Raw genomic sequence first — 24779 nt, 5'->3', positions numbered from 1 at the left:
ACGTTGCAGAACATTCCCTCGGCCCAAGACTTGCATGACCAGATTCTTCACCACCTGACCCACAGCCAGGGACGCGGCCCGGAATTCGCCACGCCCTTCGACTGGCGGATGGCCATAAGCTATGCCGTGCGCGACCTGATGGCGGGCACCTGGGTGGATGCCTTCCGCGCGGCCCGCGACCAGGGGGCCAAGCGGGTCTGCTATCTGTCGATGGAGTTCCTGATCGGGCGGATGCTGGGCGACGCGATCATCAACCTGCGCCTGGAACAGCCGATGGACCAGGCGCTGCAGATGCTGGGCTTGGACAAGCAGCAGATCCTGGACAACGAACCCGATGCCGCCCTTGGCAATGGCGGGCTGGGGCGTCTGGCGGCCTGTTTCATGGAATCGCTGTCCTCGCTGAGCTGCCCAGCCTTCGGCTATGGCATCCGCTACGAGCACGGGCTGTTCCGCCAGCGGTTCGAAGGCGGCCAGCAGGTCGAAACCCCAGAGGACTGGCTGAACCAGCCCCATCCCTGGGAGTTCGTGAAGGTCGATTACAGCTATACGATCGGTTTCAAGGGCCATGTCGAGACCGTGGACGGCAAGGCCGTCTGGCGCCCCGGCGAAAGCGTGATCGCGCGGGCCTATGACACGCCGGTGATCGGCTGGGGCGGCAACTGGGCCAATACCCTGCGCTTGTGGGGCGCGCATCCGACGACGCTTCTGGACCTGCACCGCTTCAACGCAGGCGACCACACCGCCGCGGCCGAGCCCGAGGCCCTGGCCCGGACCCTGTCGCGCGTCCTTTATCCCGACGATACGACCGATGCCGGCAAGGAACTGCGGCTGAAGCAGGAATATTTCCTGACCTCGGCATCGCTTCAGGACATCCTGCGCCGGTTCCTCCAGGAACATGGCGACCTGCGGCTGCTGCCGGAAAAGGTGGCGATGCAGTTGAACGACACCCATCCCGCCATCGCCGGGCCGGAACTGATCCGCCTGCTGATGGACGACCACGGCCTGCCCTTCGAGGAGGCGCGCGACCTGGCACGGGGGACGCTGAACTATACCAACCACACCCTCATGCCCGAGGCCTTGGAACGCTGGTCCACCTGGCTGATGGGCGGCGTGCTGCCGCGCCACATGCAGATCATCCAGATGATCGACGAAGATCACCGCAGGGCCACGGGCCGCCCGCCCCATGTGGGGATCGTGCAGCACGACCAGGTCCAGATGGGGGAACTGGCCTTCATCATGGCCAGCAAGGTTAACGGCGTGTCGGCGTTGCACACCGACCTTGTCAAGGACACGGTCTTCGCCGACCTGCACCGGCTGCACCCGGACCGGATCGTGAACCAGACAAACGGGGTGACGCCGCGCCGCTGGCTGCGCATGTCGAACCCCGGCCTGGCGCAGCTTCTGGACGACAGCATCGGCGAGGGCTGGACCACGGATCTGGAACAGCTTCGCCGGCTGGAACCCCATGCCGGTGACGCGGCCTTCCGCGAGAAGCTGGGCGAGGTCAAGCGCGCGAACAAGGTCTGGCTGGCCGACGGGCTTCTGGCCGATCTGGGGGTGAAGGCCGATCCCGACGCGATCTTCGACATCCAGGTCAAGCGGATCCACGAATACAAGCGCCAGCTTCTGAACATCCTGGAAGCCATCGCACTGTGGCAGCGCATCCACGACGATCCGAACGGCGACTGGACCCCGCGCGTCAAGATCTTCGGCGGCAAGGCCGCGCCGGGATACTGGCTGGCGAAATCGGTGGTCCACCTGATCAACGACGTCGCGGCCACGATCAACAACGACCCGGTGACCCGGCGCTTTCTGCAGATTGCCTATCCGCCCAACTACAACGTCTCGATGGCCGAGGATCTGATCCCCGCCGCGGATCTGTCCGAGCAGATCAGCACGGCCGGCAAGGAAGCCTCGGGCACCGGCAACATGAAGTTCACCATGAACGGCGCCTTGACCATCGGCACGCTGGACGGGGCCAATGTCGAAATCCGCGACCTGGTCGGCCCCGAGAACTTCTTCCTGTTCGGCCTGACCGCCGGCCGCGCCGCGACCGAGGCCGCGACCCCCGGCCATGCCCGCCGCGCGATCGAGGCAAGCCAGGATCTGAAGAACGCGCTGCACCTGATCTCGGAAGGGCGCTTCGGGCGGGCCGAGTCCTATTACGCGCTGCTGGACCGGACCTGGAACGACGACCCCTTCCTGGTCGCCAGCGATTTCGACGATTACTTCGCCACGCAGCGGCGTATCGACGCGGCCTATCGCGACAGCGCGACCTGGGACCGGATGGCGGCGCTCAACATCGCGCGGTCGGGCTTCTTTTCGTCCGACCGGACGATCCGGGGCTATATGAACGACATCTGGCAGGTGCGGCCCGTGGCGATCTGAGGGTAGGGCCTAAACGCTAGACCAGGCCCATCCGCCCGCGGATGCGCCGTTCCAAGGCCTGGAAGCCCTGGTGGATCAGCACCGCAAGGATGCCGACCACCAGCCCGCCCTGCAGGACAAAGGCGGTGTTCGATGACAGCAGCCCCGCGATGATCACCTCGCCCAGGGTGCGGGCGGCCACGGTCGAGCCGATGGTGGCCGTCCCCAGCGAGATCACGGCCGTCAGCCGCATTCCCGCCAGCAGCAGCGGCAGGGACAGCGGCAGGTCGATCTGCCACAGCCGCTGCCGGGGCGTCAGGCCCATGCCGCGCGCGGCCTCGGTGACCTGCGCGGTCTGGCCGGTCAGGCCCGCAAGCGCGTTTTCGAAGACCGGCAGCAGGCCGTAAAGGAACAGCGCCACCAGTGTCGGGCCGGTGCCGAAGCCCATCACCGGCACGGCAAGCGCCAGCACGGCGACCGGCGGAAAGGTCTGGCCCACGGCAGTCACCGTGCGCGCCAGGGGCAGGAACTCGCGCCCCGCACCGCGCGTGACCAGGACCGCCAGCACCAGCCCCACCAGGGTCGAGGCCGCGACCGCCACCGCCACGATCGCCAGATGCGACAGGGTCAGCGACAGAAGGCTGGTCTGGGTATAGATCGCGGGCGCATTGTTGCGGGTGAAGGGCTGGAACAGCGGCGCAAAGGCAGAAGGCGCGGCCAGGAAGGCCAGCAGGACCAGCCCTGCCAGCCCCAGAAGGATGCGGCCGGTCATCGCGGCCGGGCCTTTGCCCGCAGCGCGTCCAGCGTGACGACGCCTCCGCCCTCGACCGGCAGGGCATCACGCCCGCTCCACAGGCATTCGGCCAACGCGTCGCGCAGGGATGCGCCGGGGGCGATGGCGGGGCCCTCGGCCTGGCCAGGGGCGGCGATGTCGCCGACGCGGGCCAGTGACAGCAGCCGCAGCGCCCGGTCCGTGGTGCCGATCAGGTCGCGCACGAAGGGCGTCGCAGGGTCGGTCAGGATGCGGGCGGGCGCGTCGTATTGCAGCAGCTTGCCCCCGTCCATGACCGCGATGCGGTCGCCCAGGTCCACGGCCTCGGTCATGTCATGGGTGACAAGGATCAGCGTGGTGCCAAGCTGCCGCTGGATCTGGCGCAGGTCGTCCTGCGCCTTGGCCCGGATCAGCGGGTCAAGCGCGCCAAAGGGTTCGTCCATCAGCAGCAGGTCGGGCTTGGCGGCAAGGGCGCGTGCCACGCCCACCCGCTGCGCCTGCCCGCCCGACAGCTGGTGGGGCATCCGGCCGCGAAAGGCGGCGGGATCAAGCTGGAACAGGGCCAGCAGCTCGTCCACGCGCGCGTCGATCTGGCGGCGCGGCCAGCCCAGCAGGCGTGGCACGGTGGCGATGTTCTGCGCCACGGTCCGGTGCGGGAACAGGCCATGGCCTTGGATCGCGTATCCGATCCGGCGGCGCAGCAGATGCGCGGGCAGGGTCGCCGTGTCCACGCCGTCGATCAGCACCTGCCCGGATGACGGCTGCACCAGCCGGTTGATCATCCGCAGCAGCGTCGTCTTGCCCGACCCCGAGGTGCCGACCAGCACGGCCAGTTGCCCGGTCTCGACCGTCAGGCTGACGTCATCGACCACGGCCAGGCCGTCGTAAAGGCGGGACAGGTTGCGGATCTCGATCACGGGGTTCCCCTGCGCGCCGCCTGGATCAGCAGGTCAAGCGCGATGCCCGCGACAAGCGCCAGGGCGATGGTGGGCAGCGCGCCCAGAAGCACCAGATCCATCGCAGTCTGATTCAGGCCCTGGAAGACGAAGGTGCCGAAGCCGCCGCCGCCGATCAGCCCGGCGATCACTGCCAGGCCGATGTTCTGGACCAGCACGATCCGCACCGCCGCCAGCAGCACCGGCAGGGCCAGCGGCACCAGGACCTGCGCAAGCACCTGCGGCCGGGTCATGCCCAGGCCCAGGGCCGCGTCGCGGGTGGCGGCGGGCACGCCCGACAGGCCCGCCAGCGTGTTCGACACCACCGGCAGCAGCGAATACAGAAACAGCGCCACAAGCGCCGGAAAGACGCCGATCCCCGCCACCCCCAGCCTTGCCGCGCCGGGCAGGCTGGCCGCGACCCAGCCAAAGACCGGGATCATGATCCCGAACAGCGCGAGCGACGGGATGGTCTGCAGGATGTTCAGCACGCCCAGCACCGGCCCCCGCCAGCGGGGCGCCTGGAAGATCGCGATGCCCGCCGGGATGCCCACCAGCAGCGCCGCGCCCAGCGACCCGAAGGCCAGCATCAGATGCGCCTGCGCCTCGCGCCCGAACAGGTCGCGGCGGCTGGCGTATTCGCGCATCACCGACACCCCGTCCAGCAGCCCAGACCCCAGGATCGCGGCCACCAGGCCCAGGGCCGCGGCCAGCATCAGCCACCGCAGCGCCAGCGACGGGCGCAGGCGGCCGACCGCATCGGCCAGCATAAGCCCGAAGGCCAGCAGCAGCAGCCAGAAGCCCGAGGCCGGGGACACGCGCGCAATGGTGTTCCCTTCCGGCGTCAGATGGGACGCGGCCAAGCCCAGCGACAGGATCACTGTGACAAACCCTGACACCGCAGCCGCCAGACGCAATGCGGCAGGCCACCGGCCAACGCAGGCGGCAAGCAGAAGGCCGCAAAGGGCCGCCGCCAAGGGAATGCCAAGGGGAAGAACGTGCAGCCCGATCCCCTCGCCCGCGACGATCCGGTTGGGCTTGAACTGCACCAGGGGCAGGGCCAGCCCCGCCGTGCCGATCAGCGCGAACAGAACCCCTGGGGGCGACAGCCGCACTGCTGGGTCAGTCCAGGAAGCCCGCCTGCGTCAGATAGTCCTGCGCCACGGCCGAGGCCGGCTCGCCGCCGATCTGGATGCGGCCGTTCAGCGTCTGGAGCGTCTGCAGCGTCAGCGAGGCGAAGATCGGCTCCAGCACCTCGGCGATCTGGGGATGGGCCTCCAGCACCTCGGCACGGACGATGGGGGCGGGCTGGTAGACGGGCTGGACGGCCTTGTCGTCCTCCATCACCAGAAGTCCCGCCTCGGCGATGGCGCCGTCGGTGCCATAGACCATGGCCGCGTTCACGCCCGATGTCTGCTGCGCCGCCGCCGCGATGGTCGCCGCCGTGTCGCCGCCCGCAAGCTGCACAAGCTGGTCAGGCGTCAGCGCGAAGCCGTAGGTTTCCTGGAAGGCCGGCAGCGCCGCCGGAGAGGTCACGAATTCGGTCGAGGCCGCCAGCTTCACCTGGCCGCCGCCCGCGATCCATTCGCCCATCTGGCTCATGGTGGCCAGGCCGTTTTCCTCGGCCACCTCCTGGCGCAGGGCGATGGCCCAGGTATTGTTGGCAGGCGAGGGCGTCAGCCAGACGATGTTGTTCTGTTCGCGGTCCAGTTCCGCCACGCGGGCATAGCCTTGGGCCGCGTCCTTCCAGACCGGGCTGTCGGCCTCGTTGAAGAAGAAGGCGCCGTTGGCGGTGTATTCGGGATAGATGTCGATCTGGCCTGCCACGATGGCGTCGCGCATGATCGGCGTGCCGCCCAGTTGCAGGCGGTCCTGCACCGGCAGACCCGCGTCCTGCAGCGCCAGCAGGATCATGTTGCCCAGCAGTCCGCCTTCGGTGTCGATCTTCGAGGATACGACGATGTCCTGCGCGGCAAGGGGTGTGGCCGCCATCAGAAGGGTGGCGGCAAGCGGGGCAAGGCGGGGCATGGCAAACTCCTGACGGGACAAGGCAAGACGCTGTGGCCCGGCCAAGGTTCACTCAAATCCGCGAGGGGTCAACCGCCAAAGCTGCGGCTGCCCGCGCTTGAACCAAAGCCCCCGCGCGACGCGGCGGTTGCCCGCGACATCGGCGGCTGGCCAGCGGTCGCCGCAGGCCGGGCGAACTGGCTGCTGTTCAGCGCCGCGCGGCCGGTATTGCTGGAGAATGTGCTGGTGCGCGCGGCGTTGGTGTAGCCCCCCTGGGCGTTGCGATACATCGGCTGGGACCGCGACAATCCGCCGCCCCCCAGCATCGACCCGATCAGGTATCCGGCCAGCAGCGGCATGAAGATGCTGCCCGACCCGCCGTTCGAGACCTGCTGGTCCTCGGACCCGCAATTGCCGACGCCATGCTGTTCCTCGCAGACCTGAAGGCTGTCGTATCGGGGCGCGGATTCGACATGAAGCTGTTCGGCCTCGGCGAAGGATTGCTGGCATTCGGCCTCGGTGAACAACCCGCCCTGGGCCGCGGCGGCCTGGCAACTGGCCAGATCGGGAAAGGCCTGCGCGTCCACCTGTTCCTCGCGGCAGCCGGCGATGGCGAAGCTGGCGGCGCCAAGGATGGTCAGGGCAACGGCTCTGGAACGTTTCCTCATGTCTTTCCCCCTTTAGTCCGCGATGAAATGCGGCTTGAAGCGCGACAGGTCCTGCGTGATGCGGGCCCGGTCCTCTCGCAGGCCCATGCCCACGCAGGCGTCCCCCACGATCCAGGCGCCGACGATCGGCTTGAAGCCGTCGAAGTCGGGCAAGGGCGCATAGGCCTGAACGATGCGCGGATGCTGGTCATAGTCGGTATTTGGGGACGCCTCGGTCACATCGCCAGCCTCGACGATGCTGACGCCCGCGCCCTCGCGCGAAAAGATCGGCTTGACCACATGGCCGCGCTTGAACTGGTCGGCAACCTTGTCAAAGGCCGCCGCAACACCGGGGACGGGACGACCGCCCGCCACAAGCGCATCGGCCACGTCATCGGCGAAGAAGGCGGGCAGCAGGTTCGGATGGCCTTCGAACATCTGCCACAGCACGGGCAGGATGCCCTTGTTCGACACAAGCGCCTTCCAGGCCGGTTCCAGGAACAGGCAGCCCGAGCCCTTGATGTGGCGCGCGTAATCGTCGCGCAGCAGGTCTTCCCACGGATACAGCTTGAACAGCGTGCCGATCACCCGGTCCTCGGCATCGACGAACTGGCCCTGCTTGGTCACGCCCAGCTTGTCGAGATCGGTGTAATGCGCGCCCATCCCGGCTTCGCGTGCGGCCCAGGCCATGGCCTCGACAGTGGCGTAATCCTCGGGGTTGTCGGCCATCGCGGTGAAGTGGATGTCGGTGTTGCGGTCGAAAAGCGCGCGGAAGCGTTCCACAAGCGCCTCGTGGATGCCGTTGAACTGGTCCGCCCCGCGCGGCAGGACGCCCGCCGCCAATTGGTCCTCCAGCCATTGCCACTGGAAGGCCGCGCTTTCGTAAAGCGAGGTCGGCGTGTCGGCATTGTATTCCAGCAGCTTTGCCGGGCCCTTGCCGTCATAGGCCAGGTCCAGCCGGCCATAAATCTCGGGCTCGTTGCGGCGCCAGCTGTCGGCCACCAGGTCGCGGTGGGGGTCGGGGATGCCCAGACGCTCCATCATTTCCTGGCTGGTCACGATCTCGGCCACGGCGTCGCGGCACATGGCGTGCAGGTCGGTCGAGGGTTCCTCGATATCGTCCTCGATCTGGCGCAGCGTGAACTGGTATGCCGAGCTTTCGTCCCAATAGGGCTCGCCATGCATGTCGGCGAAGGTGAAGCCCACCTCTTTCGCGGTGTCGCGCCAGTCGGGCCGTTCGGGAAGGGTGATCTTTTGCATGAGCGGATCTGTAGCGCGGGACAAGGGACGGGGCCAGACGAAACGCGCCTCAGGCGCCAAGGGGTCCCGGTCTGCGTTCCTCGGACAGCATCACATTCGCCTCGACTTGGCCCACGCCGGGCAGGGTCATGATCCGGCGGCGCAGGATGCGTTCGAAATCGCTGATGTCGCGGGCAGTGATGCGCAGGCGGTAGTCGAACTGGCCCAGGACGTGCTGGACAAGCTGCACCTCGGGGATGGCGGTGACGGCGCGCTCGAAGTCCTCCAGGCCGGCGCGGCCCTTGGCGGCCAGCTTGATGCCCAGAAAGACCGTCACGCCAAAGCCAAGCGCGGCCTGGTCCAGAACCACACGGCGCCCAGCAATCACGCCCTCATCGGTCAGCCGCTTGATGCGCCGCCAAGCGGCAGGCTGGCCGATGCCGACCGCGCGCCCCACATCGGCGGCGCTGCGGGTGGCGTCCGCGGCCAAGACGCGCAGGATTGCCAGGTCGGTCGCATCCACATCGGTCACAGCGCCAGTTCCCCGCTGTCCTTGATGGTGGCGACCAGCATCAGGGCGTCCAGTTCGGCGATATGGGGCAGGGTCAGGATGCGGTCGCGATAGACCTGCTGCCAATGGGCCATGTCCCGCGCGATGACGGACGCCCGCCAGTCCACGCTGCCCAGGAAGGACTGGATTTCGATCACCTCGGGCACCTGGCGCAGGGCGGCCAGGAATTCATCAAAGGCACGGGGGTTGGTCTTGTCCAAGGTGAAGCGCAAGGACACCTCGACCGCCCAACCCATTGCCCGCCAGTCGATGCGCGCCTGCACGCCTTTCACGACGCCAGCCTCGCGCATCCGTTCCAGCCGCCGCCACAGCGCGGCGGATGTCACGCCCGCGCGTTCGGCCAGGGTGGCATTCGCGGCCTCGGGCTCGGCCAGAAGCTGGCGCAGGATGCGGCGGTCGGTGCTGTCGGGCATGAAAATCATAAAAAATGCCATATCACGGCATGATCTTTTCGCAAGATCGGCCTGATCCTGCATCCGCTCCGCAGGCATCATCGCATTGGGGGCGCTAGAACGGCAGCAGCAGAATGAAAGGACCATCCCCATGCGCGTTTACTATGATCGCGATTGCGACGTTAACCTGATCAAGGACAAGAAGGTCGCGATCCTGGGCTATGGCAGCCAAGGCCATGCCCATGCGCTGAACCTGCGCGATTCGGGCGCCAAGAACCTCGTCGTCGCCCTGCGCGAGGGTTCCCCCTCGGCCAAGAAGGCCGAAGGCGAGGGGCTGAAGGTCATGGGCATCGCCGAGGCAGCCGCCTGGGCCGACCTGATCATGTTCACCATGCCGGACGAGTTGCAGGCCGAAACCTACAGGAAATATGTCCACGACAACCTGCGCGAAGGCGCGGCGATCGCCTTTGCCCACGGCCTGAACGTGCATTTCGGCCTGATCGAGCCGAAGCCGGGCGTCGATGTCATCATGATGGCCCCCAAGGGCCCCGGCCACACGGTGCGCGGCGAATATACCAAGGGCGGCGGCGTTCCCTGCCTGGTGGCGGTCCACAACGACGCGACAGGCAAGGCGCTTGACGTGGCGCTGTCCTATTGCTCGGCCATCGGCGGCGGCCGTTCGGGCATCATCGAGACCAACTTCCGCGAGGAATGCGAAACCGACCTGTTCGGCGAACAGGCGGTCTTGTGCGGCGGCCTGGTGGAGCTGATCCGCTGCGGCTTCGAAACCCTGGTCGAGGCGGGCTATGAACCCGAGATGGCCTATTTCGAATGCCTGCACGAGGTGAAGCTGATCGTGGACCTGATCTATGAAGGCGGCATCGCCAACATGGACTACTCGATCTCGAACACGGCGGAATACGGTCAGTATGTCACCGGCCCGCGCATCCTGCCCTACGAGGAAACAAAGGCCCGCATGAAGGCGGTTCTGCAGGACATCCAGCAGGGCAAGTTCGTGCGCGACTTCATGCTGGAGAACGCCGTGGGCCAGCCGACGCTGAAGGCCTCGCGCCGCGCCAATGACGAACACCAGATCGAACAGGTCGGCGCCAAGCTGCGCGAGATGATGCCCTGGATCTCCAAGGGCAAGATGGTGGACCGCGCGCGGAACTGACGATAGCGTTTCTGTCTAGAAAGCCCGCCTTATGGCGGGCTTTTATGAGATCTTAAACTTCAAGAGGATAGAGCCAGAGCGCACGCTCTGCTAAGTTCTCCCAGGTCTCTCCGCGCTGATGACCGCTGACGATATAATCTAGACGGGCGGCAAAGCGAAAATTCGGCTCCGAACCAATCTCGCCCTGCTGTGACCAATAATCATTTGTCTGTTTGAACTTTTCATTCCGCCCTTTGAGAGAGAAATGGTGTAGTTTGGAATACAGGCTTTCATCCATGGCCTTACTTTCCAGATAATTAACCATATTCAAGACATCTTTCCGTTGAAGGCTTTTCAGCTTCTCCTGCGTGCGGGTCTGGAAGTCGCTGGCATCGTGGCGTTCCCACAATTGCTGCGACGGATCACCCGAGGTCTTGTTGACCATGATCCCGCGCTGCACGGCGGGACGGGCCGCGATCTCGTCATGCCAGCGGCGGACGTTGGCATAGATGTCCGCATCCAGAAAGGTCGCCGCATCGCCATACAGCTTGCCTGCCACGACCTGCCCATACCAGGGCCAGATCGCCATGTCGGCGATGGAGTATTCGTCGCCTGCCATGAAGCGGTTGTCGGCCAGATGGCGGTTCAGCACGTCAAGCTGGCGCTTGGCCTCCATCGTATAGCGGTCGATGGCGTATTCGATCTTGACCGGCGCATAGGCGTAGAAATGCCCGAAGCCGCCGCCCAGGAAAGGGGCGGATCCCATCTGCCAGAACAGCCAGTTCATCGCCTCGGTCCGTGCGGTGGGATCGGCGGGCAGGAAGGCCCCGAACTTTTCCCCCAGGTAGACCAGGATCGAGCCGGATTCGAAGACCCGGCGCGGCGGCGTCACCGAATGGTCCATCATCGCCGGGATCTTGGAATTGGGGTTGGCGGCGACGAAGCCGCTGCCGAACTGATCGCCGTCGCCGATGCGGATCAGCCAGGCGTCGTATTCGGCGTCATGGCCCGCCTCCAGCAACTCCTCGAGCATGATCGTGACCTTCTGCCCGTTGGGCGTGGCCAGCGAATAAAGCTGCAGGAGATGACGGCCCACGGGCAGGTCGCGGTCGAACTGCGCCCCGGCGGTCGGTTTGTTGATGCTGGCGAACTGGCCTCCGTTCTGGCCCTTCTGGCTCCACACCTTTGGCGGGGTGTAATCGTCGGTCATGACGGCCTCCTGTCTGTGATGGGCGCAGGATGGCGGTGGTCGGATGGAACATCAACCATCAAAAATGCTGGCAGATGTTCGTGAAATGTTCTAAAACCGGGCCATGCTGCCGCCCCGCGATCCCGACAAGCGCCTGAAGGCCCGAGGCACCGATACCCGACCAGACGGGCGGTTCGAGCCGCACCAGCGGCTGCGCGAATCCGACGGCTGGGACATCCCCGAGGACAGCCACTTGCTGCGCACCCAGGTCACGGTGGAACGGCCGCGCAGCATCATCACGCGCAACACCTCGCCCGACATTTCCTTCGACCGCTCGGTCAATCCCTATCGCGGCTGCGAACATGGCTGCATCTATTGCTACGCCCGGCCGACCCATGCGTATCTTGGCCTGTCGCCGGGCCTGGATTTCGAGACGCGCATCACCGCCAAGCCGGATGCCGCCGAATTGCTGGCCCGCGAACTGGCGCGGCCCAGCTATCGGCCTGCGCCAATCGCGCTTGGCACGAATACCGACCCCTACCAGCCGGTCGAATCCCGGCTGGCGATCATGCCGGGGATCCTGCGGGTTCTGTCGGACTGGAACCATCCGGTGACGCTGGTCACGCGGGGTCAGACGGTTCTGCGCGACCTGGACCTGTGGGCGGAACTGGCGGCCAAGCGGATGGCGGCGGTCGGCGTCAGCATCACGACGCTGGATGGCGGCCTCGCCCGGACCATGGAGCCGCGCGCCCCCGCACCCGCCACGCGCCTTCGGATGATCCGCGAGTTGTCGTCCGCCGGTGTCCCGGTGCGCGTGATGGTGGCCCCCGTCATCCCTGTCCTGACCGAGCCCGAGATCGAGGCGATCCTGGCTGCCGCGCGCGAGGCAGGGGCCACCACCGCCAGCATGATCCCCCTGCGCCTGCCGCATGAGGTCGCGCCCCTGTTCCGCGACTGGCTGGACCGCCACCATTCCGGCATGGCCGCCCATGTGATGAACCGCGTGGCGGCCATGCGCGGCGGGCGGGACAACGATCCGCGCTTCGGCCATCGTTTCCGGGGCGAGGGCGTCGAGGCGGATCTGGCCCTGCAGCGGTTCCGGCTGGCGCGCCGGCGGCTGGGCTATCACAAGGACGCCGCGACGCTGGATTGCAGCCGCTTCGGGCCGCCCCAGCGGGCGGGGGACCAGTTGTCGCTGTTCTAGGCGCCCCCTTAGGCGCCCCGGTCCTGTTCGTTCTTGGCCCAGAGATAGCCGATGAAGGCGCCCTTGACGAAGCGCAGCAGGATCAGCGTCACGACCGTCGTGATGCCCCCGGTGATCAGCAGCAGCATCACGGGCGAGGGGCGGAACAGCACCCAGGTAAAGCCGATCAGCGGGATCAGCAGCAAAAGCATGATGGTCATCGCAAAGAAGGCCGGGCCGTCCGCCGCCGGATATCGGCCCAAGGGTGCATGGCACACCTCGCATTCCGGCGGCACGCCCAGATAGCCCCGCAGCAGCTTGCCCTTGCCGCAATTGGGGCATCTGTTCATCAATCCGCGAAGGACTGCTGTCTGGGCGTCGCGTTCCTCGGTCATGGTCGTGGTCCTTCTGGCTTTGCGGCCGGTCCCCTGCGTGTCAACGGCCCGGGCGAAAGGCCGGGTGCCGCAAGCGCCAGCAGCAGAACCGCCAGCGGCAGCGAGAAATAGAAACCGACCATTGCATACCCCATGGCCCCAACGATCCCGCCCAGTACATAGGTTCCGACGATCGACAGCAGGATGCGCAGTTTCCGCAGGTCCGCGCTGGCCCCGCGTCCCGGTTGAACCAGCCGGTATATCGCCCGACCTCCCTCGATCCCGATATCGGTGATCATCCCCGTGGCATGGGTGGTCCGGATGCGCGCGCCCGAGATCTTGGTGATCGTGGCGTTCTGCATCCCCATGATGAAGCACAGGCAGGCAAGCGCGAACAGCCGCCCCGGCGTGGTGGTGAAGATGCCGCCGAAGGCAAAGCAGCCCAGGCAGACGCCCTGGACCGCAAGCGGCAGGGCAAATTGCTGCCGGCCCATCCGGTGCCGCGCCCAGTGGACCAGAAAAGCGCAAAAGGCCGCCCCTGCGGTAAAGGCGCCGATCGCCAGCAGCGCCGTGCCCGTCACCAGCAGGTTGCCGACGGCCAGGCTGTCGGCGATCTGCGACAGATAGCCTGTCATATGTGACGTGTATTGCCCCAGGGCGAAGAAGCCGCCCGCATTCGACGCGCCCGCGATGCCTGCCAGGAACAGCGCCAGGACATAATCGCTGCCCCGGCTGCGGCGGTGGCTGACCAGCACCTTTGCCGAAGTCAGGGGGCGAAGAAAGCGGGTGCGGCGTGCCATAGGGCCAATCTAGCCAATGGCTTGCCGCCTGTCAGCAGAGCAGGCGGTTCTAGACCCCGCCGACCGAGGAAAAGCCGCCAAGCCGGGCGGCGATTTCCTCAAGCGAGGGGCGCGGGCCTGCGGGGCGGGTTTCCAGGGCCTCGCGCATGGCGCGCAGATGGGCAGACGTGGTGCCGCAGCAGCCGCCGATGATGCGCACGCCCAGGTCGCGGGCCAGGCAGGCGTAATCGGCCATGATCTCGGGCGTGCCGTCGTAATGCAGGTGCCCGGCCTCCAGATGCGGGATACCGGCATTGCCCTTGGCGATGATGGGGCGTTCATTGCCCGATGCCACGAAATCGCGCACCGTCCGCAGCAGATCCGCCGCGCCAACGCCGCAATTGGCGCCATAGGCGACGGGCGGGTTCGGCAGGCGTTCCACGAGGGCCGCAAGCTGGGCCGAGGTCACGCCCATGATCGTGCGGCCCGCGGTGTCAAAGCTCATCATGCCGCACCAGGGCAGGTCCGCCAGGCGCGCGGCCTCGGCCGCGGCGCGGAACTCTCGTTCGCAGCTGATGGTCTCGACCCACAGGATGTCGACCCCGCCTTCCTTCAGCGCCTCGGCCTGTTCATGGAACATCTCGACCGCGCGGGTCTGGGACAGGCTGCCGATGGGGGCCATGATCTCGCCCGTGGGTCCGATATTGCCTGCCACGATGACCTTGCGGCCGCTGGCATCCGCGATGTCGCGGGCCATTGCGGCGCCTGCGAGGTTCAACTCGCGAACCCGGTGGGCGGCGCCTTGCAGCCGCAGTCGGCTGGCATTGCCGCCAAAGGTGTTGGTCAGGAAAAGATCGGCGCCCGCATCGACCGAATCCTTGTAAAGGCGACGGACTTTTTCGGGGTGATCGGCATTCCAGAATTCCGGGGCGACATTTGAAGCCAGGCCCATGTTGAACAGGTTCGTGCCCGTTGCGCCGTCGGCCATCAGCCAGTCGCGGCTGGCAAGAAGCTGGCTGAGAGGGTCGGGCATCACCTGTCCTGCGGTAAAATGCGAAATATCCGTCCAGGGACGGCTACCAATCATCAAGTCCATGATACGTCTGGTTCCGGTGGGAAACAATTTGCACATGAACGAAAATGGGCTGCGACGGTTTCCCGGCGCAGCCCTGACGTTTGCGTGTGCGGCCGGATCAGTTCCGGTCGTCGTCCCCGTCGTCCGAGGCACCGCCGATATCGTCGAACAGTTCGGCGATCTCGAATTCGGCCTCGGCATCGGCCTCGGCGGCCAGATCCTGGATCGACTTGCCCTGCGCCTGAAGCTCGGCTTCCTCGGGCGAACGGGCGACGTTCAGCACGATGGTTGCGTCAACCTCGGGGTGCAGCACGATGCTGACCTGGTGCAGGCCCAGATCCTTGATCGGCTGGTTCAGCACGACCTGCTTGCGGTCCAGCGTGAAGCCGGCCTCGGTCGCGGCTTCGGCCGCATCGCGGGTGGTCACGGAACCATAAAGCGCGCCGGCATCCGAGGCGGAACGAATGACCACGAAGGTCTGGCCGTCCAGCTTGTCGGCGATCTTCTGCGCTTCGGCCTTCGATTCGGCGTTTTGCGCTTCCAGTTGCACCTTGCGGCCTTCGAACGCCTTGATGTTGGCGTCCGATGCGCGCAGCGCCTTGCCTTGCGGCAAGAGGAAGTTGCGGGCAAAGCCCTCTTTCACGTTGACGACTTCGCCCATCTGGCCAAGTTTCGCCACGCGTTCCAGCAGGATGACTTGCATGTCCTTGTCCCCTTACTTCACGACATAGGGCAGCAGGGCCAGGAAGCGGGCGCGCTTGATGGCGCGGGCCAGCTCGCGCTGCTTCTTGGCGGACACGGCGGTGATGCGCGAAGGCACGATCTTGCCGCGTTCGGAAATGTAACGCTGCAGCAGGCGCGTGTCCTTGTAGTCGATCGCCGGAGCGTTTTCACCCGAGAAGGGGCAAACCTTGCGGCGGCGGAAGAACGGTTTGTTCGCCATGTTCAGATCCTTTCAGTCCGCTCGCGGCGGTCGCCGCGATCACCACGGTCGCCACTACGATCACCGCGGTCGCCACGATCACGGTCGCCGCGGTCGCCGCGCGGGCGGTCGCCACGGTCGCCGCGGTCACCACGCTCGCCGCGCTCTTCGCGCTTCTGCATCTGGACCGAGGGGCCTTCCTCGTGCTTGTCGACGCGCACGGTCATGACGCGCATCACGTCGTCATGCAGGCGGGCCAGACGCTCCATTTCCTGCACGGCGGCCGAGGGCGCGTCCGAACGCAGGAAGGCATAGTGGCCCTTGCGGTTCTTGTTGATCTTGTAGGCGAGGGTGCGGACACCCCAGTATTCGTTTTCGACCACCTTGCCGCCGTTGTCGGCCAGCACGGTCGAGAAATGTTCGATCAGCCCTTCGGCCTGCGTGTTCGACAGGTCCTGGCGGGCGATCAGCACATGCTCGTACAGAGGCATGGCATCCCTTTCAGATTCGGACGCATTTCATCGACGGGCAATCCTTCCGCACCCGTCACGAGAGGCTGCGCCGGTTGCAAGGTCTCGGCGGAAGGATGGGGTCTTATAGCGGCGAATGCTGGGGATGCAAGGTGATTCGCGGCTGCCCGGCCTGGCAGGACCAGGCCGGGTGGGGCCTCATTGCACCATCGGCTGGGGCAGCGGCGTGTCCATGTTGCGCACCGGCAGGATGGGGTGGACCACCTGCGGCTGCTTGCCCGTCAGCGTGCCCAGAAAGGCCACGATCTCGTCGACCTGCGTTTCGGCCAGTTCGGTGCCAAGCTGGGACGAGGACATGATCTGCACCGCCTCGCGCAGGTCCCAGACGGCGCCGGAATGGAAATAGGGCGCGGTCAGCGCGACGTTGCGAAGGGGTGCGGCCCGGAAGACATAGTCGTCGCTAGCCGTCTGCGTCACGGTGAAGCGGCCCCGGTCGCCTTCGGGCAGGACCGATCCGCCCGGCCGCTCGACCACGCCGAAGGGATAATAGTCCTGGCCACCCACGTTGACGCCGGAATGGCAGGCGGTGCAGCCCGTGTCCATGAAGGCTGCAAGGCCGCGCTTTTCCTGTTCCGTCATCGCCGCGTCATCGCCTTTCAGATAGCGGTCGAAGGCGCTGTCGGGGGTGATGAGGGTCGCCTCGAAAGCCTCGATCGCGCGGGCGAAGTTGTCGAAGCTGACGGGCGTCGCCTCGTCGGGAAAGGCCGCCTCGAAGCCCTCGACATAGCCGGGCATCGAGTTCAGCGTGCCGATCAGGTATTCTGGGGTGTTGTTCATCTCGACCCCGGCCTGGACGGGGCCTTTCGCCTGTTCGGCAAGGTCCGGCGCGCGGCCGTCCCAGAACTGCGCGATGTTGAAGATCGCGTTCAGCATGGTGGGCGAATTGCGCGGCCCCTGCTGCCAGCCGTGCCCGATCGAGGTGGTCAGCCCGTCCACGCCGCCCAGGCCCACGTTGTGGCAGGTCTGGCAGGAAAACAGGCCCGACAGCGACATGCGCGGATCGAAGAACAGCATCGCGCCAAGATCCACCCGTTCCGGGGTCAGCACGTTGTTGGCCGGGGCCTGGGGCGTCTGGGGAATGGGCTCGAACCATTCCAGGGCGGCGGCTCGCAGGTCGGCATCCGGCGGAAGCGCGGTCTGGGCCAGCAGGGGCTGCGCAAGCGCGCCCAGTGCCGCGATGGCAAGAAGGGATGTCTTCATGGCTGTCTCTCGTTTCATGTCTCGCGCGCCCGGGATGGATGATGCCGCCCATTCGCGACCGCCGCCCTGATGCAGATCAAACCGGGACGCTTGCGATGCGCGCGGCGCTGCGCCACGATGCCGCATGGCAGCAGGGCGGGATGGCTTGGATGGCGCTTGAGGATGCAAAGAACCAGGTCGATCAGGCCTTTACCCGGGAAGATCCGCGCGGCCTGTCCTTCGAGAGCGCCTTCGGCGGGGCCACCAGCTTCCTGCGGCGACGATATACGAAGGATCTGGCGGGCGTCGATGTTGCGGTGACGGGCATCCCCTTCGACCAGGCGGTGACGCACCGCCCCGGCACGCGCTTCGGCCCGCGCGCCATCCGCGAGGCGTCCGCCCTGCAAGCCTTCGATGCGCCCTATGGCTGGGGCTATGACCCGCTGTCCCTGCTGACGGTGGTGGATTACGGCGACATGGCCTTCGATTACGCCAACACGCGAGAGGTGCCCGCGCGGATCGAGGCGCATGTCGGCGCGATCCTGGACGCGGGCGCGGCGCCGGTGACGCTGGGGGGCGATCATTCGATCACCCTGCCGATCCTGCGCGCTGTGGCCGCCCGGCGCGGTCCGGTGGCGCTGATCCAGTTCGATGCCCATTCCGATACCTGGGCGGATGACGACCCCGACCGGATCGACCACGGGACGTTCCTCTACAAGGCGATCCGCGAAGGGGTCGTGAATCCTGAGGCCAGCGTCAGCGTGGGGATCCGCACGGATAATCCCGATACGCTGGGCGTGACCATCCTGGACGCACCTTCCGTCCATCGCGACGGGGTGGACACCGCGCTGGACCGTATCCGCGCGCTGGTGGGGGGCGGTCCCGTCTATGTGACCTTCGACATCGATGCCCTGGACCCCGCCTTCGCGCCCGGCACCGGAACACCGGTCTGGGGCGGGCTGGCAAGCTGGCAGGCGGCGGCGCTGCTGCGCGGGCTTGCGGGGATCGACCTGATCGGCGGCGACGTGGTCGAGGTTTCTCCCCCTTACGACACGACCGGGGCCACGGCGATCGCAGGGGCGCATGTGGCGATGGAACTGATCGCGCTTTACGGCTGGACCCGGCGCTGACCTTGGTCCCGCGGCAGCGGGGGCTGTCTGCCCCCGGACCCCCGAGGGTATTTCGGCAACGAAGAAGTCCTTGTTTGCCTGATCGGGCGCGGGTAATCCCCCGCCATGTTGCCCGAAGATCGCCTGTCCCAGATCGTCCAGCGGTTCGAGTTTCTCGAAGCGCAGTTGAATGCCGGCGCGGCCCCCGACCAGATCGCCCGGATCAGCCGCGAATATGCCGAGTTGAAGCCCGTGGTCGAGCAGATCGCCCGCTGGCGCGATGCCCGCGCCGGCCTGGCCGATGCCGAGGCGATGCTGGCCGATCCCGAGATGCGCGACCTGGCTGCAGATGAACTGGCCCGGCTGCGCGAGGAAATGCCCGCACTGGAGCAGGCCTTGCGCATCGCCCTGCTGCCCAAGGACGCGGCGGACGCCCGCCCTGCCATGATCGAGATCCGCCCCGGCACCGGGGGCGACGAGGCTGCGTTGTTCGCGGGCGATCTGCTGTCCATGTATCGCCGCCATGCCGAACAGCAGGGCTGGAGCTTCCAGATGCTGGATCTGACGGAAACCGAACTGGGCGGCGTCAAGGAAGCCGTGGCAAGGATCGAGGGCGAGGGGGTCTTTGCCCGGCTGAAATACGAATCCGGCGTCCACCGCGTCCAGCGGGTCCCTGAAACCGAATCGGGCGGGCGCATCCACACCAGTGCCGCCACCGTGGCGGTCCTGCCCGAGGCCGAGGAGGTCGATATCGACATCCCCGCCGGCGACATCCGCATCGACACCATGCGGGCCAGCGGGGCGGGCGGACAGCATGTGAACACCACCGATTCGGCGGTGCGGATCACCCATCTTCCCACCGGCATCGTCGTCACCAGCAGCGAGAAATCCCAGCACCAGAACCGGGCCAATGCCATGGCCGTGCTGCGCGCGCGGCTTTACGACATGGAGCGCTCGCGCGCCGATGCGGAACGAGCGGCGGATCGCAAGTCCCAGGTCGGCTCGGGCGACCGCAGCGAACGGATCCGCACCTACAACTTCCCGCAGGGGCGGATGACGGACCATCGCATCAACCTGACGCTTTACGCCCTCGACCGGATCATGGCGGGCGATCTGACCGAGATCATCGACGCGCTGACCGCGCATGACCAGGCCGCCCGCCTGGCCGCCGAGGGATGAGGCTTTCCGAGGCCCGCGCTGATGCTGCCCGCCGGTTGGCTGCGGCCGGGATCGAGGGGGCGGGCCGCGATGCCGACCGCATCCTTGCGGCCGTGCTGGAAACCGAGCCCGCCCGGCTGCGCATCCTTGACGACCGTGACCTGACGGCCGACGAAGCGGTCAGGCTGCACAGCGGGATTGCCGCCCGCGCCGCCCGCCAGCCCGTCGCGCAGATCGTGGGGTTCCGTGATTTCTATGCCCATCGCTTTGCCGTCACCCCCGACACGCTGGACCCGCGCCCGGAAACCGAGGTGCTGGTGCAGGCCGCCCTTGATCTTCCGTGGACCAGCGTCCTGGACCTGGGGACGGGGACAGGGGCCATTCTGTTGTCGCTTCTGGCGGCGCGGCCGGGAACAAGCGGGCTGGGGACCGACATCTCGGCTGCCGCCCTTGACGTGGCGCGACGCAATGCCCAGATCATCGGCGTGACGGCAGGCTTTGCGCAGGCCGACTGGTTTGACGGGATAACGGGCCGCTTTGACCTGATCGTCTCGAACCCGCCCTATATCGCCCTGGACGAGATGGCATCCCTTGCGCCCGATGTCCGCGCGTGGGAGCCGCATGGCGCCCTGACCGACGGGGCCGACGGGCTGACGGCCTATCGCGCCATCGCGGCGGGGGCGGCGGGCCATCTGTCGCCGGGGGGTCATGTCCTGGTCGAGATCGGGCCGACACAGGCCGGGGCCGTGGCGGCCTTGTTTGCGCAAGCAGGGGCAAGGACGCAGGTGATCCGCGATCTGGATGGTCGCGATCGTGTCGTTCTGGCCTGTTTCGGGGCGTGAAACCCGGGAAACGCCGCCGAAATGCAAGTTTTCGCTTGTCACCCTGCGCCGGGCATGGTTAGTCGCCCTTGTGCAGGGGGCAGCGATGCCACCGCACGGGTCAGCCTGAAAAAGCCGATTCCCTTATGGACGCCTGCCGCGTTCGTTCGGGCGAAGGCCGGGTTGAACGGCAAAGTCATTCATCTGCGATGCCCGTGCCGCCCGCGATGCCGTCCAGATCACTGGATCCCGGATTTACTGGAATCACGACAGACAAACTGATGAGATCATCGAAATCCCGTTCGCGCAACAAGTCGAACCGCCAGCGTTCGCTGGGCAATGTCGTCAACCGCGTCTTCGACAGCTCTGGCCCCGAAGGCAAGGTGCGCGGCACGCCCCAGCAGATCATCGAGAAATACCTGACGCTGGCGCGTGACGCGCAGCTGTCGGGCGACCGGGTGGCCGAGCAATCCTTCCTGCAACATGCCGAGCATTACACGCGGATGCTGGGCGAGGCGCAAAAGGAAATGGCTGAACGCCAGCAATTTCACCAGCCCCGCCAAGACGACGATGGGCGCGAGGCCCAGCCGAACGGCAATGGCGGCCAGCAGCACCGCGACCAAGGCGGGCGCGAGCAGGGCAGTCGCGACGACGGCGGACGCGATCATGGCAACGGCCGCGACCAAGCCCGGCGCGAGCATGGCGGCCGCGACAATGGTGGCCGCGACAATATCGGACGCGACAATGGCCATCAGGGCCAGCAGCGCGACCACGTGTCCCGCGACCAGGGCGGCAACCGCGATCAAGGCCATCGCGAACAGCCGCGCCTCGAGCCGCTGGTCGAGGAACAGCCCGAGTTCCAGCCGGAAGCCCCTGCTGCCCGGCCCGTTCCTGCGCCGCAGGAACCGTCGCAGCCCGATCCTGTCATGGACCCCGATGCCAAGGGCTTGCCCGATCCTGTGACCACCTCGGACGATGAGGGTGCAGGCCTGGTCGAGACGCCCGAGGCGGCCGCAAGGCCCGCCCGCGCCCGCGCGCCCCGCGCCCCCCGTGGCGACAAGCCCGCGGCGCCCCGCCCCCGGGCCCGCCGCAAGCCGGCCGAGGATGGGGGCGAGAACAAGCCCCAGGCGAGCGAGGAATAAGAAAAGGGCCGCGGCGATCAGCCAGCGGCCCTTTCTTCATGCGCCTTGGCGGGCGGCCTGCAAGGCCCGCGCAAGGGCGCAGAACCGTTCAAGGTCGATCTCCTCGGCCCGTGCGGTGGGGGGGATTCCGGCATCCTGCAGCAGCGATTCGATCTGCGGATGCAGGCCGCGCAGGGACGCGCGCAGCATCTTGCGCCGCTGGTTGAAGGCCGCCGCCGTCACCTGCGACAGGACCGCCGGATCCGCCGGATAGCGCGGCTGGGGCAGGGCGGTCAGGTGGACCACTGCCGAATGGACCTTGGGGGCGGGCACGAAAGCCTCGGGCGGAAGCATCATCACGATCCGCGCATCGGCCCGCCATTGGGCCAGCAGGGCAAGGCGGCCATAAGCCTTGCTGCCGGGGGTGGCGACGATCCGCTCGGCCACTTCCTTCTGGAACATCAGCGTCAGCGACTGCCAGAAGGGCGGCCAGTCGGGCGGGGTCAGCCAGCGGATCAGCAATTCCGTTCCGACATTGTAGGGCAGGTTTGCAGCGATGCGGATCGGCGGGGTCAGGTGCGCCAGCGGATCGACCTGCAGCGCGTCGCCATGGATCACGGTCAGGCGGCCGGGATATCGGTCGGCGATTTCCTGCAGGGCTGGCAGGGCGCGCGCGTCCTTTTCGATGGCAAGGACGTGGCGCGCGCCTTCGGCCAGAAGGCCACGCGTCAGGCCGCCGGGGCCGGGGCCGATTTCCAGCACGTCGCATTGCGTCATGTCGCCCGCCTGGCGCGCGATCTTGGCCGTCAGGTTCAGGTCCAAAAGGAAGTTCTGGCCCAGTTGCTTTTTCGCGCGCAGGTCGTGGCGGGCGATCACCTCGCGCAGGGGCGGCAGGTTGTCGATGGCAGTCATCGTGGAAAAGCCGGGGGTTTCACACCCCCGGACCCCCGTGGGACATCTGTGTGAAGAAGAGGCATCACGCCCGCGCCGCCGCCATGTCGCGGGCCATGCGCAGGGCAGCGATGGTCGAGGCGGCGTCCGCAATGCCCTTGCCCGCGATGTCGAAGGCCGTGCCGTGGTCCGGCGAGGTGCGGATAAAGGGCAGGCCCAGCGTCACGTTCACGCCCCCCGCGAAGTCCAGCGTCTTGATCGGGATCAGCGCCTGGTCGTGATAGGCGCAGACGGCGGCGTCATACCGAGCGCGGGCCGGGGCATGGAACATCGTGTCGGCGGGCAGGGGGCCGGCCAGATCAAGCCCCTCGGCCCGCAGTCGGTCAAGCAGGGGGATCATCCAGCTGGCTTCCTGCCTGCCGATCGTGCCGCCTTCGCCTGCGTGGGGGTTGAGGCCCGCCACGGCCAGGCGCGGCGCCCTGATGCCGAAGTCGCGGATCAGCGCCGCATGGGTCATGCGGATCGCCTGTTCCAGCAGATCGCCCGTCAGAGCGGCGGGGACGTCCTGCAGCGGGATGTGGATGGTCGCGGGCACCACCCGGCACGGCGGCGTCACCGTGGTCGAGGCCAGCATCATCGCGACCGGCACGTCCTGTCCCAGGCGGGCGGCCGCCAGATGGGCCAGATATTCTGTATGGCCGGGAAAGGCGAAGCCAGCGCCTTCCTTCAGCGCTTGCTTGCTGATGGGAAGGGTGCAGATGGCCGCGGCCTCGTCCCGCATGACCAGGTCGGCGGCCCGGGCAATCACGGCGATCACGCTTGCCGCATTCGCAGGGTCGGGCTGGCCGGGCACCGCGGCTGCTGCGAAGTCATGGCTCAGGACCGGAAGCCTGCCCGGCGGCACCGGATCGCCCGGCGCAGCAATTTCGGTGAAGGCGGTGCCGGCCGGCAGATGGCGCGGGTCGCCCATCCAGGCGAAGTCGACGCCCGAGGCCAGGGCCAGCGGCGCAAGTTCGGGACCGATGCCTGCGGGTTCGCCGCAGGTCAGGATGATGCGGCCTGGGCTCACGGGCGGCGGATCAGGGCTTCGGCGCGCAGCTCGGCCAGATAGGCATCGGCGGCGGCATTGGCCTTGCGGTTGAAGATCTGGTCGCGGACGGCGTCGCGCGTGGGCAGGGCATCGCCGCTAGGCACCGCATCCTCGACCCCGTCATCGGGCAGGGCAGTGGTGGCCACGTCGTTTTCCATCTGCGCGACCAGGGCAGGCTGGCGCGAGCAGAGCATCACCAGATCGGCCGCATTGCCGTAATCGACCACGCCTGTCTCGTCTGCGTCCAGCGTCGCAAGGCGTTGCGCGACCAGGGTCGGGATCGCCCCCTGCGGCAGGGTCTGGCGCTGCACCTGGCCCGCCTGGGCGCCTGCCTGGACGTAAAGGTCGTCGCAGCTGCGCGTCCTGGCCCCTAGGGTCGCGGCATCCGCGGCCGTCGGCAGCCGCAGGGTCGCAAAGTCGACCACCTGTTCCGTGGCGCCGGGGCGCAGCATTCCCTGGCTGTCGCGCAGGTGGAACAAGACCACCGCGCCCTCGACTGTCAGGGGCTGGGTCGTCTGGCCGGGTTGCAGGGCGGTGATGACCGGGCGAAGGCTTGGCGGCAGGTTGTCGATGTTCACCCAGGCCAGCCGTCCGCCGGCCTGCGCCGAATCGGCGGCAGAGTATTGACGGGCCGCAGCCTCGAATTCGTCGGAGGACAGGCCCGCGCCTGCGATCTGTCGTGCCAGGTTCAGGGCCTGCTGTTCCTGGCCCGGAGGGGCGGGGATGATCAGTTCCGAGATCAGCACCCGCGACAGGATAGGGGTTTCGACCACGCGGCGCAGTTCCTGGTCGACCTCGGCGTCGGACACCTTGATCCGGGGCACCACGCGTTCGCGGATGACCGAGCGCCAGACAAGGCCCGCGCTGACGAAATCGCGATAGGCCTGCGGCTCGACTCCCGCATTTTCCAGGGCTGCGGTGAACTCCGCCGCCGACAGACCGGCACGGCTGGCAAATTCCTCAAGCCCGTTCTGAAGCCCTTCCTCGGTCGGCACGATGCCAAGCTGGCGGGCGGCATGGTTGCGAAGGCGGTCGTCGATCAGCGCCTGCTGGGCCTCCTCGGCCGTTGTGCCGGGGGCGCCCAGGATCTGCATGAACCGCTGGCGTTGGTCGACCTCGTAGCGGGTGATGGCGGCGTTGTTGATATAGATCACCGGCTCGAACAGGTTCTGCGCCAGGATCGGCGCGGGCGCCGCAGCCAGGGCCGCTGCCAAGGCAAGGCGTGAAAGGAATTGCCGCATCTGCTGGCCCCCGTGTCTTTTATGGCGTGTCTTT

Annotated in this window: 25 protein-coding genes and 1 pseudogene; 7 read left to right on the top strand and 19 right to left on the bottom strand. The window is 67.1% G+C overall.

Annotation, left to right across the window (positions count from 1 at the left end):
- Window positions 1-30 precede the first annotated feature (30 nt).
- Window positions 31-2388, top strand: coding sequence for a glycogen/starch/alpha-glucan phosphorylase (locus FIU66_RS13060; RefSeq protein ID WP_240544695.1), 2358 nt, complete (start codon window positions 31-33; stop codon window positions 2386-2388).
- Window positions 2389-2404: 16 nt separating this feature from the next.
- On the opposite strand, the gene FIU66_RS13055 is transcribed toward FIU66_RS13060, so the two are convergent.
- From FIU66_RS13055 to FIU66_RS13020, 8 genes are all read right to left on the bottom strand, one after another.
- On the bottom strand, window positions 2405-3139 hold the full coding sequence (locus tag FIU66_RS13055; protein ID WP_167623167.1) for an ABC transporter permease: 735 nt from the start codon (window positions 3137-3139) through the stop codon (window positions 2405-2407).
- Complete coding sequence (locus FIU66_RS13050) at window positions 3136-4056, bottom strand: ABC transporter ATP-binding protein (RefSeq protein ID WP_167623166.1); 921 nt, start codon at window positions 4054-4056, stop codon at window positions 3136-3138. The genes FIU66_RS13055 and FIU66_RS13050 overlap by 4 nt, the downstream gene beginning before the upstream one ends.
- Complete coding sequence (locus FIU66_RS13045) at window positions 4053-5189, bottom strand: ABC transporter permease (protein ID WP_167623165.1); 1137 nt, start codon at window positions 5187-5189, stop codon at window positions 4053-4055. The genes FIU66_RS13050 and FIU66_RS13045 overlap by 4 nt, the downstream gene beginning before the upstream one ends.
- Before the next feature lie 7 nt (window positions 5190-5196).
- Window positions 5197-6102: an ABC transporter substrate-binding protein gene (locus FIU66_RS13040; protein WP_167623164.1), complete on the bottom strand. Its 906-nt coding sequence runs from the start codon at window positions 6100-6102 to the stop codon at window positions 5197-5199.
- Between the two features lie 68 nt (window positions 6103-6170).
- Window positions 6171-6749: a DUF1190 domain-containing protein gene (locus FIU66_RS13035; RefSeq protein WP_167623163.1), complete on the bottom strand. Its 579-nt coding sequence runs from the start codon at window positions 6747-6749 to the stop codon at window positions 6171-6173.
- 12 nt (window positions 6750-6761) lie between these two features.
- Window positions 6762-7988: a glutathionylspermidine synthase family protein gene (locus tag FIU66_RS13030; protein WP_167623162.1), complete on the bottom strand. Its 1227-nt coding sequence runs from the start codon at window positions 7986-7988 to the stop codon at window positions 6762-6764.
- Window positions 7989-8037: 49 nt separating this feature from the next.
- Window positions 8038-8499 (bottom strand): Lrp/AsnC family transcriptional regulator, encoded by a 462-nt coding sequence (locus FIU66_RS13025; protein WP_167623161.1) that lies wholly within the window; start codon window positions 8497-8499, stop codon window positions 8038-8040.
- Complete coding sequence (locus FIU66_RS13020; RefSeq protein ID WP_167623160.1) at window positions 8496-8951, bottom strand: Lrp/AsnC family transcriptional regulator; 456 nt, start codon at window positions 8949-8951, stop codon at window positions 8496-8498. The genes FIU66_RS13025 and FIU66_RS13020 overlap by 4 nt, the downstream gene beginning before the upstream one ends.
- Window positions 8952-9081: 130 nt before the next feature.
- On the opposite strand from FIU66_RS13020, the gene ilvC reads away from it, so the two are divergent.
- Window positions 9082-10104 carry a ketol-acid reductoisomerase gene (gene ilvC, locus FIU66_RS13015; protein WP_167623159.1) on the top strand — a complete coding sequence of 341 codons (1023 nt, stop codon included), beginning with the start codon at window positions 9082-9084 and terminating at the stop codon, window positions 10102-10104.
- A 331-nt stretch (window positions 10105-10435) separates the two neighbouring features.
- Here ilvC and yghU read toward each other — a convergent pair.
- Window positions 10436-11293, bottom strand: a pseudogene (gene yghU, locus FIU66_RS13010) (glutathione-dependent disulfide-bond oxidoreductase); the annotation flags it as partial.
- A 103-nt stretch (window positions 11294-11396) separates the two neighbouring features.
- Between yghU and FIU66_RS13005 the strand changes: the two are divergent.
- Window positions 11397-12476, top strand: coding sequence for a PA0069 family radical SAM protein (locus tag FIU66_RS13005; RefSeq protein ID WP_167623158.1), 1080 nt, complete (start codon window positions 11397-11399; stop codon window positions 12474-12476).
- A gap of 8 nt (window positions 12477-12484) precedes the next feature.
- Here FIU66_RS13005 and FIU66_RS13000 read toward each other — a convergent pair whose 3' ends face one another.
- The 7 genes from FIU66_RS13000 to FIU66_RS12970 form a co-directional block, all read right to left on the bottom strand.
- On the bottom strand, window positions 12485-12850 hold the full coding sequence (locus FIU66_RS13000; protein ID WP_167623157.1) for a DUF983 domain-containing protein: 366 nt from the start codon (window positions 12848-12850) through the stop codon (window positions 12485-12487).
- The gene (locus tag FIU66_RS12995; protein ID WP_167623156.1) at window positions 12847-13629 is read right to left on the bottom strand and encodes a YoaK family protein; all 783 of its coding nucleotides are present in this window, start codon (window positions 13627-13629) and stop codon (window positions 12847-12849) included. Before FIU66_RS12995 ends, FIU66_RS13000 begins: the two co-directional genes overlap by 4 nt.
- A gap of 49 nt (window positions 13630-13678) precedes the next feature.
- Window positions 13679-14641 carry a betaine--homocysteine S-methyltransferase gene (bmt, locus tag FIU66_RS12990; protein ID WP_167623155.1) on the bottom strand — a complete coding sequence of 321 codons (963 nt, stop codon included), beginning with the start codon at window positions 14639-14641 and terminating at the stop codon, window positions 13679-13681.
- Window positions 14642-14801: 160 nt separating this feature from the next.
- On the bottom strand, window positions 14802-15386 hold the full coding sequence (gene rplI / locus FIU66_RS12985; RefSeq protein WP_167623154.1) for a 50S ribosomal protein L9: 585 nt from the start codon (window positions 15384-15386) through the stop codon (window positions 14802-14804).
- 12 nt (window positions 15387-15398) lie between these two features.
- Window positions 15399-15626, bottom strand: coding sequence for a 30S ribosomal protein S18 (rpsR, locus tag FIU66_RS12980; protein ID WP_103173059.1), 228 nt, complete (start codon window positions 15624-15626; stop codon window positions 15399-15401).
- A 2-nt stretch (window positions 15627-15628) separates the two neighbouring features.
- Window positions 15629-16096 carry a 30S ribosomal protein S6 gene (rpsF, locus tag FIU66_RS12975; protein ID WP_167623153.1) on the bottom strand — a complete coding sequence of 156 codons (468 nt, stop codon included), beginning with the start codon at window positions 16094-16096 and terminating at the stop codon, window positions 15629-15631.
- Window positions 16097-16273: 177 nt separating this feature from the next.
- Complete coding sequence (locus FIU66_RS12970) at window positions 16274-17335, bottom strand: cytochrome-c peroxidase (protein WP_240544694.1); 1062 nt, start codon at window positions 17333-17335, stop codon at window positions 16274-16276.
- Window positions 17336-17484: 149 nt separating this feature from the next.
- On the opposite strand from FIU66_RS12970, the gene speB reads away from it, so the two are divergent.
- From speB to FIU66_RS12950, 4 genes are all read left to right on the top strand, one after another.
- Complete coding sequence (gene speB, locus FIU66_RS12965) at window positions 17485-18444, top strand: agmatinase (protein ID WP_167623518.1); 960 nt, start codon at window positions 17485-17487, stop codon at window positions 18442-18444.
- A gap of 105 nt (window positions 18445-18549) precedes the next feature.
- Window positions 18550-19602: a peptide chain release factor 1 gene (gene prfA / locus FIU66_RS12960; RefSeq protein ID WP_167623151.1), complete on the top strand. Its 1053-nt coding sequence runs from the start codon at window positions 18550-18552 to the stop codon at window positions 19600-19602.
- Window positions 19599-20423 carry a peptide chain release factor N(5)-glutamine methyltransferase gene (gene prmC / locus FIU66_RS12955; RefSeq protein ID WP_167623150.1) on the top strand — a complete coding sequence of 275 codons (825 nt, stop codon included), beginning with the start codon at window positions 19599-19601 and terminating at the stop codon, window positions 20421-20423. The genes prfA and prmC overlap by 4 nt, the downstream gene beginning before the upstream one ends.
- Before the next feature lie 260 nt (window positions 20424-20683).
- Complete coding sequence (locus FIU66_RS12950) at window positions 20684-21544, top strand: DUF4167 domain-containing protein (RefSeq protein ID WP_167623149.1); 861 nt, start codon at window positions 20684-20686, stop codon at window positions 21542-21544.
- Window positions 21545-21580: 36 nt separating this feature from the next.
- Here the strand turns inward: FIU66_RS12950 and rsmA are convergent, their stop codons facing one another.
- The 3 genes from rsmA to FIU66_RS12935 all read right to left on the bottom strand — a co-directional run bounded on the left by rsmA (window position 21581) and on the right by FIU66_RS12935 (window position 24745).
- Window positions 21581-22435: a 16S rRNA (adenine(1518)-N(6)/adenine(1519)-N(6))-dimethyltransferase RsmA gene (rsmA, locus tag FIU66_RS12945; RefSeq protein ID WP_167623148.1), complete on the bottom strand. Its 855-nt coding sequence runs from the start codon at window positions 22433-22435 to the stop codon at window positions 21581-21583.
- Window positions 22436-22499: 64 nt separating this feature from the next.
- Window positions 22500-23483, bottom strand: a complete 984-nt coding sequence (gene pdxA / locus FIU66_RS12940) for a 4-hydroxythreonine-4-phosphate dehydrogenase PdxA (RefSeq protein ID WP_167623147.1) — start codon at window positions 23481-23483, stop codon at window positions 22500-22502.
- The gene (locus tag FIU66_RS12935) at window positions 23480-24745 is read right to left on the bottom strand and encodes a peptidylprolyl isomerase (RefSeq protein WP_167623146.1); all 1266 of its coding nucleotides are present in this window, start codon (window positions 24743-24745) and stop codon (window positions 23480-23482) included. Before FIU66_RS12935 ends, pdxA begins: the two co-directional genes overlap by 4 nt.
- Between the last annotated feature and the right edge of the window lie 34 nt (window positions 24746-24779).

Source organism: Paracoccus sp. AK26 (assembly GCF_011801365.1).
Classification (GTDB): Bacteria; Pseudomonadota; Alphaproteobacteria; order Rhodobacterales; family Rhodobacteraceae; genus Paracoccus; species Paracoccus aerius.
Note: the sequence above shows the minus strand (reverse complement) of the source record. Positions and strands in the feature narration are given on the sequence as shown.